The following is a 13,862-nucleotide window of genomic DNA, read 5'->3' on the forward strand; positions in this document are numbered from 1 at the left end:
CTGATCCGCATGGATATCGAGATCGGGCGCGCCAAGCGCGGACGCCGCGCGTACTCCTTCGACGACGTTGCGATTGTGCCGAGCCGGCGCACACGCGACCCCGAGGAGGTGTCGGTCGCTTGGCAGATCGACGCGTACCGCTTCGAGTTACCGATCGTGGCAGCGCCGATGGACTCCGTGATGTCGCCGGAGACGGTGATCGCACTCGGGCGCCACGGCGGCCTCGGTGTGCTCGACCTCGAAGGTCTGTGGACCCGGTACGACGATCCGGACACGCTCCTCGACGAGGTCGCGCACCTCGACCACGAACGCGCGACCGCGCGCCTGCAGGAGATCTACCGCGAGCCGATCAAACCGGAGCTGATCACCGCCCGGCTGAAGCAGATCCGAGACGCCGGGGTGACCGTCGCCGGTGCGCTTTCGCCACAGCGTACGAAGCAGTTCGCACAAAGCGTCGTCGACGCCGGCGTCGACCTGTTCGTGATTCGCGGTACGACCGTCTCGGCAGAGCATGTCTCCGGTCAGACCGAGCCGCTGAACCTCAAGGAGTTCATCTACGAGCTCGACGTACCCGTCATCGTCGGTGGGTGTGCGACGCATCAGGCCGCACTGCACCTCATGCGTACGGGAGCGGCGGGCGTACTCGTCGGCTTCGGCGGCGGTGCCGCGCACACCACCAGCAAGGTGCTCGGAGTTGCCGTGCCGATGGCAACGGCCGTCTCCGACGTCGCGGCCGCCCGGCGTGACTACCTCGACGAGTCCGGAGGGCGCTACGTCCACGTCATCGCCGACGGGTCGATCGGCCGCAGCGGCGATGTGGCGAAAGCGGTCGCGTGTGGCGCCGACGCCGTGATGGTCGGTTCACCGTTCGCGCGCGCTGCCGAGGCGCCGGGTCGCGGCTTCCACTGGGGCGCAGAGGCATGGCATCCCGACCTGCCGCGCGGCGAGCGGGTCAACATCGGCTCGGTCGGACCGCTCGAGTCGGTGCTGTTCGGTCCGTCGACCGTCTCCGACGGCACGATGAACCTGATCGGCGCGCTACGGCGGGCGATGTCGACCACCGGCTACACCGATCTGAAGGAGTTCCAGCGCGTCGAGGTGGTCGTGGAGTGAGCGCGCTCGGCCCGCTGATCGTCGCTGCCGCGCAAGCCGAGTCCGTTGCGGGCGACCTCTCGGCCAACGTGCGTACCGCCGCCGCGTACGTGCGCGAGGCGGCCGACCGGGGAGCGCGCGTACTCGTGCTACCCGAGCTCTTCCTCAGCGGGTACGACATGCGCACGATCGGCGAGCGACCGGACGACTGCGATCTGCTCGCGGATGCGATCGACGACGTGCGCCTGGAGCCGCTGCGCGCCGTCGCCGTCGAGACCGGCGTACTCACGCTGGTGGGGGCATCGGTACGCCGCGGCGACGAGCGGACGATCTCGTTGCTCGCGGTCGACGAGCGAATCCGGGTCGTGTACGACAAGCAGCATGTCTGCGGTGACGAGGCCGAGCACTTCGTACCGGGCGACGCGCGTTCGATGCTGACCGTCGACGGCTGGCCGCTCGGCCTCGCCGTCTGCTACGACGGCTGCTTCCCCGAGCATGCCCGGGCCGCGGCCGACGACGGTGCGTTGGCGTACGTCGCCTCGGTTGCGTACACCAAGGGGAGTGAACATCGACGCGACCTCTACTACCGGGCGCGCGCCGTCGAGAACGGCATGTATGTCGTCGTGAGCGGCTTGACCGGCCGGTGCGGCGACGGCGAGTTCGGAGGCGGCACTGCGGTCATCGATCCCGAGGGGCGGGCCATCGACCGGGTGCCGGATATGGCGACGGGCATGGTCGTGACTGCGCTCGACGCGGCCGCGATCGAGCAGACCAGAGCAGAGCATTCGATGTACGCCGACCACCGTGAGTCGCTCGGCCCGCTGGTGCATCACTGATCGCATTCGCTGATCTCGGAGTCCGACTCGCGCGGAAGAATGAGGGTAGGCTAACCTCGGTTCGTTCGACCACCGTCCGACGAGGGATCCGATGACTCATCCGCATGTACGCGCCGCCTTCGGTGCGGCCGCCTGCCTTCCGCTACTTCTCGGCGCCGTCGCGTGTGCCACCGACGCCGAGGTCGAGGGCTCCGGCGGTAAGGGCGCCATTGCCGTGACGGCGAGCGATGACGCCTGCGACCTGAGTCGCGCGGATCTCGACGCCGGACCCAACACCTTCAAGGTGACCAACGACGGCACCAAGGTGACCGAGTTCTACGTGTACGCCGAGGGCGACCGCATCATGGGCGAGGTCGAGAACATCGGGCCGGGACTCTCCCGAGAGCTCGTCGTCGATCTGCCCGCCGACTCGTACGAAGGTGCCTGCAAGCCCGGCATGGTCGGCGACGGCATCCGCGAGGACATCGACGTGAGCGGTGAGCCGGCCAAGGATCTGTCCGACTCCGCCGAACTCAAGCAGGCCGCCGACAGCTATGAGCGGTACGTGCAGTCGCAGACCGGCGCCCTGGTCGAGAAGACCGACGAGTTCGTCAAGGCGGTCAAGGCCGGTGACGTTGAGCAGGCGAAGTCGCTCTACCCGGTCGCGCGTACGTACTGGGAGCGCATCGAACCGGTCGCGGAGAAGTTCGGAGACCTCGATCCGGCCGTCGATGCGCGAGAGCCGGACATCGCAGCCGGCGACGAGTTCACCGGGTTCCACCGCATCGAGAAGCAGCTGTGGGTCGAGGGCAACACGAAGGGTATGGAGCCGATCGCGAACAAGCTCCAGACCGACATCGACGAGATCGTCCGGCTCGGCGCGGAGTCGCCGCTGACCGCGCTGGAGCTCGCGCAGGGTTCGAAGAACCTCCTCGACGAGGTGGCCACCGGCAAGATCACCGGTGAGGAGGACGAGTTCTCGCACACCGACCTGTGGGACTTCAAGGCGAACATCGAGGGCTCGAAGGCCGCGATCGCCGCCGTACGCCCGGTGCTCGAGGAGCAGGACCCCGATCTGGTCGCACTGCTCGACAAGCGGTTCGCCGCTCTCGAGAAGGAGCTGAACCAGCACCAGAGTGCAGATGGTTCGTGGACGTCGTACGACCAGCTCAGCAAGGCACAGGTCAAGCGGCTGTCCGACGCCGTAGCGGCCGTGAGCGAGCCGATCAGCCAGGTTGCGGGAGTCGTCAGCGAGAGCGTGTGAGCCGATGACCGATGAACGCCAGCCGGCGACGACCGGCATCCGCCGGCGAACGCTGTTCGGCGCGGCTGGTGCCGGTGCATTGGCGGTCGGTGCGGGTGCGGGCTACCTCGCCCACGGCTCGGCGGGGGCGGCGGACCAGTCGACCGCCGATCCGACCGCCGTACCCGTCGAGTTCGCCGGCGAGCATCAGGCGGGCATCACGACACCCGCGCAGGACCGACTGCACTTCGCTGCGTTCGACGTCATCACCGACCGCCGCGACGACCTCATCTCGCTACTGCAGGACTGGACGGCCGCGGCGCGCGATATGACGGCCGGCAACGAGGTGGGCAAGTTCGGTGCGGTTGCCGGCCCGCAGGTCGTACCTCCCGAGGACACCGGTGAAGCCCTCGGGTTGCCGGCATCTCAACTGACATTGACGATCGGGTTCGGCCCTACGCTGTTCGAGAAGGACGGCAAGGACCGCTTCGGTCTCCGCGAGAAGCGGCCGGAGCGGCTGATCGACCTGCCGCACTTCTCCGGCGACCGGCTGGAGGACGCCATCAGCGGTGGCGACCTGGTGATCCAGGCCTGCGCAAACGACCCGCAGGTCGCGGTGCACGCGATCCGCAACCTCGCGCGGATCGCGTTCGGCCGCGCGTCTGTGCGCTACTCCCAGCTCGGTTTCGGGCGTACGTCGTCGACCTCGCAGGCGCAGATGACGCCGCGCAATCTGTTCGGCTTCAAGGACGGCACCGCCAACATCAAGCTCGAGGACACTGAGACCGTCGAACGCTGGGTGTGGGCGCAGACGGGTGACGGGCCGGCGTGGATGGACGGCGGCAGCTATCTGGTCACCCGCAAGATCGCGATGCGCATCGAGACCTGGGACCGTGAGTCGCTGGAGGGCCAGGAGAACATCATCGGCCGGGCGAAAGGCTCCGGCGGCCCGATGTCCGGAGGCGACGAGTTCGACGAGATCGACTTCTCGGCGAAGGGCAAGGGCGGCGCCCGCTTGATCGACGCCAAGTCGCACGTACGCCGAGCGCATCCGGAGTTCAACGGTGGCGCACAGTTGCTGCGTCGCGGCTACAACTACGTCGACGGCAGCGATTCGCTCGGTCGGCTCTCGGCCGGGTTGTTCTTCATCTGCTACCAGCGCGATCCGCGCGAGCAGTTCGTACGTATCCAGGAGAACCTCGCGGGCCTCAACGCCGACTTGATGAACGAGTACATCGTGCACATCGGCTCCGGCATCTTCGCCTGCCCGCCCGGAGTGGGTACGAACGGCTACTGGGGCGAGACGCTCTTCACCTGACCGATGGTCGATCCTGGGTACGGGTGTCCGTCGCGCTGCCCTGTTTCGTCTCGACGAGCCAGCACATGCGGGCATCGTCGAAGCGGGCAGCCCTTCCGGACCGGCCAGTTACGTGCGGTCAGGCGAACAGCCACTTCTCCATCGATGCGCGGTCGTGCACTCGTGGTGGCGAGCCACGCTGCGCCGTACGGAGTGTTTGGACGTAACCCCACAAGGTGTCAGAGTCGACCCACCCCTGCTTGTGCGCAACCCGCAGTAGGTCCCAGGTGCTCACCGCGCGGATACCGTTCTTCGCGGTGAGCCGCCGCGCCTCGCGGTCGTCGGTGACGAAGAAGCCATTGATCCGACGGCGGAGCATGATCGCGAGGGTCTCCGCCTCGCCCAGATGTTTGTGCTTGGGGTCGCCGGGCTCGGCGAGTTCGGCACGCAGTACGAGCATGTCTCGATGCTCGGCCTCGTCCGGGAACAGCGGGCCACCGAAGATGCCCGCCATCTCGGCCAACGCGGCAAGTCGCGGCTGCCTTGACGAGCGTGCGCATTCTGACGCTACCGAGGCACACCACCGACCGTTGCCGTTGGCGAGTCGCTCCAGAAGGTCAACCCGACTGATGATCACGAAGTTGATCAGCACCGTGTTGTCGGGGAAGAGCACAACGGACACGGCGGCGTCAGAGTCCCAGCGCTTCGGACAAGTCGTCGACGCCGACCTCGGGGAGGTCCGGAGCCTCGACGTCCAAGTTGCCCGCGTCGATGCCGAGTATCCAGGCAAGAGTCGCCTTGCCGATCTCGCCCGCGGCGATGCGTTCGAGGTGGGCCTCTTGCAGGGCGAGTGGGAACCGGCGCTGCGATGCGTCATCCATCCGCTTCGTGATCTCGTCGGTCCCGGGGCCCTGCTCGAGGTTTCTGCGAAGGAGCTTTTGGGTCGAGGCCTCTGCCCACCAGGCGACCAGGTCCGGGGCCGACCCGAGAAGGGCGTTCAGTCTGCGCGAGAGCGCCTCGGTGGAGACTCCCAACGACCACACCAGCTCGGCAAGAGCGACATCACTTTGGTTGTCCCAGTCGATCTGTCGCAGCTTCTCCTCCGGCAGCAGAAGCGCGGCGGCGAACGCGTTTGCGGCGGCCTCATGCTCCTCGGACACGGTCGCGTCCAGACCCTCGTCGTGGTGCTGCAGCGCCAGATGACCAAGCTCATGGGCAATGTCCCAGTTCTCGCGGAACCAGTTCCCGGTGGCGGGTATGGAGATCACCCGGTGCCCGCCGACCGTGAACGAGTAGGCAGTGGAGAGCTCTGCGACACGTACGACATCGATGCGCAGCATCTGCTCGAGGCGATCTGCGAACGGACGGACGAAACCTTGCTCAAGCTGTTCCGCGATCTCAGCTGGCTTCCGCGGCAAATCGCCCAGGGGCACGGGCTCCGGGAACGCCTGCCGGTACGCGAGTGCAATGTCATCGAGGGTCTGGCTGTCACGCTCTCTGCCCGGGACTCCGCGGTCACCGGTCTCATGGTCATAGTTGTGGCGGGCAGCAACGCTCAGTCGGTTGGGGTCGGCGGTACCTGTGATGAGCCAATGGAGGTCTGCGCCAAGCAAGTCGGCGAGCCGGGCGAGTTCTATCGAGGCGAATTGGCGCTTGCCGCTCAGAGCACGCGAGAAGGCATCGGGGGTCATGCCGATGCTCGCTGCGATATCTCGATGCTTGGGTGCAGGACGAACCATCTTGATCGTGTCCGACACCCGATTGCCGACTCCATTCATAGTGCGAGACTAACAGCGAGTTGGGAAAATCCCAACAACCCCGGCGAGCGTGGTCCGGACGGGTTACCAGGTGGGCGGGTGGGTATATGACATCGGGCGTGTCACATTTTGTTACTGAGAGGTAGCGCGAAGACGGACTGCTGCCTAGGCTGGACTCATGTCTGCCGACTCCCCGCATCTCGACACCGTCGCCGACCCCGAGCACGACGTACGCGCGTCGTACGCTGTCGACCCCGCCCGCGCCCGCGCGCTCATCGGGCTGATCCGGGCGAGCGGATCGGAGTCGCGGCGTACGTACTCCCCGCTCACCGGGCAGCCGATCGCCGAGGTGCCGGTTTCGGAGACCACCGATGTCGATGTCGCGTTCGAGCGCGCGGCGAAAGCACAGCAGGCGTGGGCAGATACCGACCTGTCGCTGCGCTCGCGACTGCTCCTCGACCTGCACGATCTGGTACTCGATCGGCAGCGCGAGATCCTCGACCTGATCCAGTACGAGTCGGGCAAGGCCCGTAAGCACGCGTTCGACGAGGTGCTCCACGTCGCGCTCACCGCGCGCTACTACGGGCGTACGCTCAAGCGCCACCTGCGTACGCGCCGGCACTCCGGCGTCTACCCGTTGCTCACCCGAGCCGAGGTCAACCGTGTTCCGAAGGGCATCGTCGGGCTGATTTCGCCGTGGAACTACCCGTACACGCTGGCGCTCTCCGACGGCCTACCCGCACTCGCCGCAGGCAACGCCGTCGTGCACAAGCCGGACAGCCAGACGCCGTTGACGGCACTCGCCGGTATCGAGCTCGTCCGGGAGGCGGGCTTCCCGGCCGACCTCTGGCAACCCGTCTACGGCGCTGGCAGCGTCATCGGATCCGCGATCATCGACCGGGCCGACTACGTGTGCTTCACCGGGTCGACGGCCACCGGGCGCACGGTCGCGGCACGCGCCGCCGAGCGGGTGATCGGCTACTCGCTCGAGCTCGGCGGCAAGAACCCGATGCTCGTCCTCGCCGACGCCGACATCGACCGCGCGGCCGAAGGTGCAGTACGCGCGGCCTTCTCGTCGTCGGGGCAGCTGTGCGTTTCTACTGAGCGGATGTTCGTCGCCGACGCGGTGTACGACCGCTTCGTCGAGCGCTTCGTCGCTCGGGTACGCGCCATGCGCCTTTCGGCCGACCTGACGTTCGACGCCGACATGGGTGCGCTGATCAGCGAGGCGCAGTTGCGTACCGTCGACGAACACGTGCAGGACGCCGTCGCCAAGGGCGCGACCGTGCTCGCGGGCGGCCGCACGAGACCCGATATCGGGCCGCTTTTCTACGAGCCGACGGTGCTCGAGGGCGTGACGCCGCAGATGCGCTGCTTCGCCGACGAGACGTTCGGTCCGGTGGTGTCGCTGTACCGGTTCGGCAGCGAGGCCGACGCCGTGGCCCGAGCAAACGACGGTACGTACGGCCTCAACGCCAGCATCTTCACCCGCGACGTCAAGCGGGCGCGTACGCTCGCCCGCCAGCTGAGCTGCGGCACGGTGAACATCAACGAGGGGTTCGCTGCGACGTTCGCAAGCCCCGATACACCGATGGGCGGCATGCGCGAGTCCGGTCTGGGTCGCCGCCAAGGCGCCGAAGGCATCCATCGCTACACCGAGCCGCAGTCGGTCGCCGATCAGCGGTTGATGCCGCTTGCGAGTCCACGATTCGTCTCCGACGAGCTGTATGCGAAGACGATGACGACCACCCTGCGTCTCCTGAAGCGGACACGTCGCGCATGACTGGCGACAAGACAAGCAGTGGCTTCGACTACGACGTACTCGTCATCGGCTCGGGATTCGGCGGCAGCGTGTCCGCGCTTCGCCTTACCGAGAAGGGATATCGCGTCGGCGTGCTGGAGGCCGGTGCGCGCTTCTTCGACTCGGACTTCGCGGAGACGTCGTTCGACAAGAAGCGCTTCCTGTTCGCGCCGGCACTCGGTTGGTTCGGCATCCAACGCATCGACCTGCTGCGCGACGTACTCGTGCTGTCCGGCGCAGGGGTCGGCGGCGGGTCCCTGGTCTATGCGAACACCCTTTACGAACCGCTCGACGCGTTCTATGGCGATCGGCAGTGGGCGGGCATCACCGACTGGCGCAGTGAACTCGCTCCGTTCTACGACCAGGCCAAGCGGATGCTCGGCGTCAACACGTACCCGCATATGACACCGAGCGACGAGGTGATCCGCGACGTCGCCGAGGAGATGGGTGTCGGCGACAGCTTCCACCCGACACCGGTCGGTGTGTTCATGGGTACGCCGGGAGAGGACGCGGCCGATCCGTACTTCGGCGGTGTCGGTCCGACTCGGCGAGGTTGCCTCAACTGCGGCGAATGCATGACCGGCTGTCGGCACAACGCCAAGAACACCCTGGTCAAGAACTACCTCTACCTCGCCGAGCAGGCCGGTGCGCAGATCCATCCGCTGACCACCGTACGCACGGTCCGCCCGCTCGCGAACGGTTACGCGGTCGACACTCGACCCACCGACAAACGGTTCGGCGGCGGGCGTACGTTCACCGCCGAACAGGTGGTCTTCGCCGCCAGCGCCCTTGGTACGCAGCGGTTGCTGCACCGGATGCGAGACGAGGGATGGCTGCCGCGCATCTCCGAACAACTCGGCACGCTCACGCGGACGAACTCCGAGTCGATCCTCGGCGCGATCGGCGAGAAGGGTGCAGCTGCCGACTACACCGAGGGGGTCGCGATCACGTCGTCGTTCCACCCCGACGACACGACCCACATCGAGCCCGTGCGCTACGGCAAGGGATCGAACATCATGTCGCTGCTGCAGACCGTCCTGACCGACGGCGACGGCGACCGTCCCCGCTGGCAGTCCTGGCTGAGAGAGCTGTGGGGGCAGCGCCGAGAGGTCCGCAACCTGTACGACCTCAAGCATTGGTCCGAGCGCGTGATCATCGCACTGGTGATGCAGTCACTCGACAACTCGATCACCACGTACACGAAGCGATCCCGGCTCACCGGCCGGCGCAAGCTCACCTCGAAGCAGGGCCACGGTGCGCCCAACCCGAGCTGGATTCCGCTCGGCAACGAGGCCGTCCGGCGCATCGCCCGGCGACTCGGCGGTACGCCCGGCGGCACGATCGGTGAGCCGTTCAACATCCCGCTGACGGCGCATTTCATCGGTGGCTGCGCGATCGGCGAGTCGGCCGAAGACGGGGTCGTCGATGCCTACCACCGCCTCTACGGCCACGCCGGGCTACACGTCGTCGACGGGTCTGCGATCAGCGCCAACCTCGGCGTCAACCCGTCGCTGACCATCACGGCGCAGGCCGAGCGCGCGATGGCGTTCTGGCCGAACCGCGGCGAGACCGACACTCGGCCACGACTCGGCGAAGCGTACCGGCGCGTCGATGCCGTCGAACCGAAGTCGCCCGTCGTACCCGACCATGCCCCGGCGGCACTACGGCTGCCGATCGTCGGGATCTCTTAGCAACATCAGAGAGGGGCGTTCTTCCGGGCCTTCGCGGGCCGGGACGCCCTCGGGCGCAAGGCCCAATCACGAGGGAGCGACAACTGGGCCTTGCGCGGTGTACCGAGAGCGGCCCACCGGACCCGATCAGGAGGGAGCCGTGATCGGGTCTACACGTCTCAACGAGGCGACTCGGACCGGGTTACGGATCTCATCACGATTTTTCGGAATCGAATTTCGGGCCGTTCGTACGCTCACCGGCCGCGCCCGCGGACGTACCTGCCGATAGACTCAGGAGCCGTGCGCGACCTCCCACACCATGACCTTGTCCTCGTCGTCGACTTCGGCGCGCAGTACGCCCAACTCATCGCGCGACGTGTGCGCGAAGCGCGGGTCTACTCCGAGGTCGTACCGCATACGACACCGGTCGACGAGCTGCTGGCGCGCAAGCCCGCAGCGATCATCCTGTCCGGCGGCCCGGAGTCGGTGTACGACGAGCACGCGCCTCGTCTCGATCCGGCGCTGTTCGACGGTGACGTGCCGGTGTTCGGCATCTGCTACGGCTTCCAGGCGATGGCGGCGGCCCTCGGCGGCGAGGTCGCCAACACCGGTAAGCGCGAGTACGGGCGTACGGAGGTCTCGGTCACCAGCGCCGGCACGCTGCTCGACGGACTGCCGGCCAGGCTGCGTTCCTGGATGTCGCACGGCGACGAGGTGACTGCTCCACCGGCCGGTTTCACCGTCAACGCGACCTCTCCGCGCGCGACGGTCGCAGCCTTCGAGGATGTCGAGCGCCAACGCGCCGGTGTGCAGTGGCATCCCGAGGTGATGCACTCCGAGCACGGTCAGCAGATCCTCGAACGTTTCCTCGTCGACATCGCCGGTTGCCGGCAGACCTGGACGATGGTCAACATCGTCGACGAGCAGGTCGCTCGCATCCGCGAGCAGGTCGGCGACAAGCGGGCGATCTGTGCGCTGTCCGGCGGGGTCGACTCCTCGGTGGCGGCGGCGCTCGTGCAGCGGGCCATCGGAGACCAGCTGACGTGCGTGTTCGTCGACCACGGGCTGTTGCGCAAGGGCGAGGCCGAGCAGGTCGAGCGCGACTACGTCGCGGCGACCGACGTCAACCTCAAGGTGGTCGATGCGAGCAAGCAGTTCCTCGGGGAGCTCGCCGGGGTCACCGAACCCGAGGAGAAGCGCAAGATCATCGGGCGGGAGTTCATTCGTACCTTCGAGGCCGCCGAACGCGAGGTGATCGCCGAAACCGTGGGAGCGCCGGTGGAGTTCCTCGTCCAAGGCACGCTCTACCCCGACGTCGTCGAGTCCGGCGGGGGAGAGGGCGCAGCCAACATCAAGAGCCACCACAACGTCGGTGGACTCCCCGAAGACCTGCAGTTCACTCTCGTCGAGCCGTTGCGCACGCTGTTCAAGGACGAAGTACGCATGGTGGGCGAGCAGCTCGGTCTGCCACCCGAGATGGTGTGGCGGCATCCGTTCCCCGGCCCCGGTCTCGCGATCCGCATCATCGGAGCGGTCGACGCGGAGCGGCTGGAGATTCTGCGCGAGGCCGACGCGATCGTACGTGCGGAGATCACCGCGGCCGGGCTCGACCGCGACATCTGGCAGTTCCCGGTCGTACTCCTCGCCGACGTGCGCTCCGTCGGCGTACAGGGCGACGGTCGTACGTACGGCCACCCGATCGTGCTGCGCCCGGTGACGAGCGAGGACGCGATGACCGCCGACTGGAGCCGGCTGCCGTACGACGTGCTCGAGCGGATCTCGACCCGGATCACCAACGAGGTCACCGAGGTCAACCGGGTGACGCTCGACATCACCAGCAAGCCTCCGGGCACCATCGAGTGGGAGTAGGTCGGCCGTTCGCGTCGGATCCGCCGAAGTCGCCGCGGGTGACGCGCAGACGTCATATCCTGCGGGCACGCGCGTAGATACACGAGGGCTTGCATGTCGTACAACGTTCCGCCGCCGGCCAACAAGCCGGTGTGGCCGATCGTCCTTGCCTGTCTGGTGCTGGTCGCAGGGATCGCCGTCGCGGCGGTGTTCGTCGGGATGAACCTGGCCGGTGACGACGATGACACCGCATCCGACTCCCGGCAGGTCCCTGTCAGCTCGGCCGACCCGAGTGACGAACCGGCGAAGTCGCCGCAGAAGACCAAGCAGACCGAGCCGGCCGCAGATGACGAGTCGTCGAAGCCCAGCGACTCGCCCGAGCCGAGCGAGTCGCCGGAGCCGAGCGAGTCGCCAGAGACCGAAACCGAGGAACCGGTCGAGCCCGATCCCGACCTGCCCGCCGAAGTCGACTGTGGCGGCGACGACCTGATCCTGACGACCCGTACGCCCAGCTTCGCCGCGTCCATCTGCCAGACCGGCGCCGATGCGTACGTCTATCGCGGCAAATCCGACGACGTTGCCGATGGGATCGTCCTGCAGGCGCAGCAGAACGCCGCCGGCGACTGGTTCGCGACCAACGAGGGGTACGCGTACCTGATCGACGGCGACACGGGGAAGCTGACGATCCGCGACGGTGAGAGCAACGTGGTCGCGACCGAGAACGCCATCGAGTTCAGCGCCTCCTGACGGCCGGAGTCGGGTCTCAGTCAGCGGAATCGTGCCCGATTCGGGAACACACCGGCGTCGTTGGCGGTTGCAACCATGATGTGACCACCACCAAGAGCGCCGTCGGCCTGCGATCCGAGCGCGGGCCGATCCTGCTCGCCGTGATGCTGTCGATGGGGCTCATCGCAATCGACTCGACGATCATCGCAACGGCGGTCCCGGCGATCGTGCGCGACGTCGGTGGTTTCTCTCAGTTCCCGTGGTTGTTCAGTATCTTCCTGCTGGCCCAAGCCGTCTCGGTGCCGATCTACGGCAAGCTCTCGGACATGGTCGGCCGCAAGCCGGTGATGCTGATCGGCATCGCGGTCTTCCTGCTCGGCTCGCTGCTCTGCGGAGCGGCGTGGAGTATGCCGGTGCTGATCGCCTCACGCGCCATCCAGGGCCTCGGTGCCGGTGCCGTGGCGCCGATGGCCATGACCATGGTCGGCGACCTGTACTCCGTCGAGGAACGCGCCCGCGTACAGGGCTATCTCGGCAGCGTGTGGGGCATCGCGTCGATCGTCGGGCCGACTCTCGGTGGTGTGTTCTCCGACTATGCGTCGTGGCGGTGGATCTTCTACGTGAACCTGCCGATCGGCGCTCTCGCGGCATTCGTGCTGTGGCGGCGCTTCGAGGAGCGGGTCGGGCGTCGGCAGCACCGGATCGACTTCGCCGGCGCGGGCCTGCTGGCCGCCGGCTTCTCGCTGCTGATCCTCGCCCTGCTCGAAGGCGGTGCTCGGTGGGGCTGGACGTCGCCGACCACCGTCACGCTGATCCTGGTCGGTCTCGCGCTGCTCGTCGCGTGTGTCTTCGTCGAGCGTCGGGCGAGCGAGCCCGTACTCCCGCCGTGGGTCTTCACCCGCCGGGTCCTGGTGGGCGGCAACCTCGCCTCGCTGCTCGTCGGCGCGTTGCTGATCGGCTTGACGTCGTACGTGCCCACGTACGCGCAGGGCGTGCTGAGTACGAGCGCCCTGGTCGCCGGCCTCGCCGTCGGTGCGATGTCGATCGGCTGGCCGCTGTCATCGGCGTTCGCCGGTCGGGTCTACATGCGTGTCGGTTTCCGCGACACCGCGTTCATCGGCTGCACCTCGGTGCTACTGGGCACGTCGCTGATGCTGTTGCTCAGCGGCGACAGCTCGATCTGGATGGTCGCGGTGTTCTGCTTCATCATCGGTGCCGGGCTCGGCTTCGTCGCGAGCCCCACCCTGGTGGCCGTGCAATCGGTCGTCGGCTGGGACCAGCGCGGGGTGGTGACCGGTGCCAATGTGTTCGCCCGATCGGTGGGCAGTGCCGTCGGCGTCGCGGCGTTCGGAGCGATCGCGAACGCAACGATCGGGCGTCAACTCGACGATGCGCCGACCTCGACCGACGGCGACCTGCCGAAAACCGCCGACGACGTGCTGAACTCACTCGACTCCGACGCCGGCGAGGCGGTGAAGGTCTTCGTACGAGATGCCCTCGAGCTCGCCTCGCACCATGTCTTCATCGGCGTGCTCAGCGTCGCCGCCCTGCTCGCCGTCAGCATCGCGCTCATCCCGCGCCACGTCGAGACGACCCGCTGACCCGGCGTGGGC

General features: G+C 67.3%; 11 protein-coding genes. 9 read left to right on the forward strand and 2 right to left on the reverse strand.

The window, feature by feature from the left end; all coding sequences use genetic code 11:
- Positions 1 to 9 precede the first annotated feature (9 nt).
- The 4 genes from MU582_04985 (at position 10) to efeB (ending at position 4,468) form a co-directional block, all read left to right on the forward strand.
- Positions 10 to 1,113 carry a GuaB3 family IMP dehydrogenase-related protein gene (locus MU582_04985; GenBank protein UPK75995.1) on the forward strand — a complete coding sequence of 368 codons (1,104 nt, stop codon included), beginning with the start codon at positions 10 to 12 and terminating at the stop codon, positions 1,111 to 1,113.
- Positions 1,110 to 1,928 carry a carbon-nitrogen hydrolase family protein gene (locus tag MU582_04990; protein UPK75996.1) on the forward strand — a complete coding sequence of 273 codons (819 nt, stop codon included), beginning with the start codon at positions 1,110 to 1,112 and terminating at the stop codon, positions 1,926 to 1,928. The genes MU582_04985 and MU582_04990 overlap by 4 nt, the downstream gene beginning before the upstream one ends.
- 91 nt (positions 1,929 to 2,019) lie before the next feature.
- Entirely contained in the window at positions 2,020 to 3,171 is a 1,152-nt protein-coding gene (locus MU582_04995; GenBank protein UPK75997.1) for an EfeM/EfeO family lipoprotein, read from the forward strand.
- Positions 3,172 to 3,175: 4 nt separating this feature from the next.
- Entirely contained in the window at positions 3,176 to 4,468 is a 1,293-nt protein-coding gene (efeB, locus tag MU582_05000) for an iron uptake transporter deferrochelatase/peroxidase subunit (GenBank protein UPK75998.1), read from the forward strand.
- 118 nt (positions 4,469 to 4,586) lie between these two features.
- Here efeB and MU582_05005 read toward each other — a convergent pair whose 3' ends face one another.
- Together MU582_05005 and MU582_05010 are read right to left on the reverse strand one after the other, a co-directional pair.
- On the reverse strand, positions 4,587 to 5,129 hold the full coding sequence (locus tag MU582_05005) for a hypothetical protein (protein UPK75999.1): 543 nt from the start codon (positions 5,127 to 5,129) through the stop codon (positions 4,587 to 4,589).
- Between the two features lie 7 nt (positions 5,130 to 5,136).
- Entirely contained in the window at positions 5,137 to 6,225 is a 1,089-nt protein-coding gene (locus MU582_05010; GenBank protein UPK76000.1) for an XRE family transcriptional regulator, read from the reverse strand.
- Positions 6,226 to 6,382: 157 nt separating this feature from the next.
- Here MU582_05010 and MU582_05015 point away from each other — a divergent pair, with 157 nt between their 5' ends.
- The 5 genes from MU582_05015 (at position 6,383) to MU582_05035 (ending at position 13,850) form a co-directional block, all read left to right on the forward strand.
- A complete protein-coding gene (locus MU582_05015) occupies positions 6,383 to 7,987 on the forward strand; it encodes a succinic semialdehyde dehydrogenase (protein UPK76001.1) in 1,605 nt (534 codons plus the stop codon).
- Entirely contained in the window at positions 7,984 to 9,696 is a 1,713-nt protein-coding gene (locus MU582_05020) for a GMC family oxidoreductase (GenBank protein ID UPK76002.1), read from the forward strand. The genes MU582_05015 and MU582_05020 overlap by 4 nt, the downstream gene beginning before the upstream one ends.
- A 279-nt stretch (positions 9,697 to 9,975) precedes the next feature.
- On the forward strand, positions 9,976 to 11,544 hold the full coding sequence (gene guaA, locus MU582_05025; protein UPK76003.1) for a glutamine-hydrolyzing GMP synthase: 1,569 nt from the start codon (positions 9,976 to 9,978) through the stop codon (positions 11,542 to 11,544).
- Positions 11,545 to 11,637: 93 nt separating this feature from the next.
- The gene (locus tag MU582_05030; GenBank protein UPK76004.1) at positions 11,638 to 12,270 is read left to right on the forward strand and encodes a hypothetical protein; all 633 of its coding nucleotides are present in this window, start codon (positions 11,638 to 11,640) and stop codon (positions 12,268 to 12,270) included.
- Positions 12,271 to 12,350: 80 nt separating this feature from the next.
- Complete coding sequence (locus MU582_05035; GenBank protein UPK76005.1) at positions 12,351 to 13,850, forward strand: MFS transporter; 1,500 nt, start codon at positions 12,351 to 12,353, stop codon at positions 13,848 to 13,850.
- Positions 13,851 to 13,862 lie beyond the last annotated feature (12 nt).

This window comes from Nocardioidaceae bacterium SCSIO 66511 (assembly GCA_023100825.1).
In the GTDB taxonomy this organism is placed as follows: Bacteria; Actinomycetota; Actinomycetes; order Propionibacteriales; family Nocardioidaceae; genus Solicola.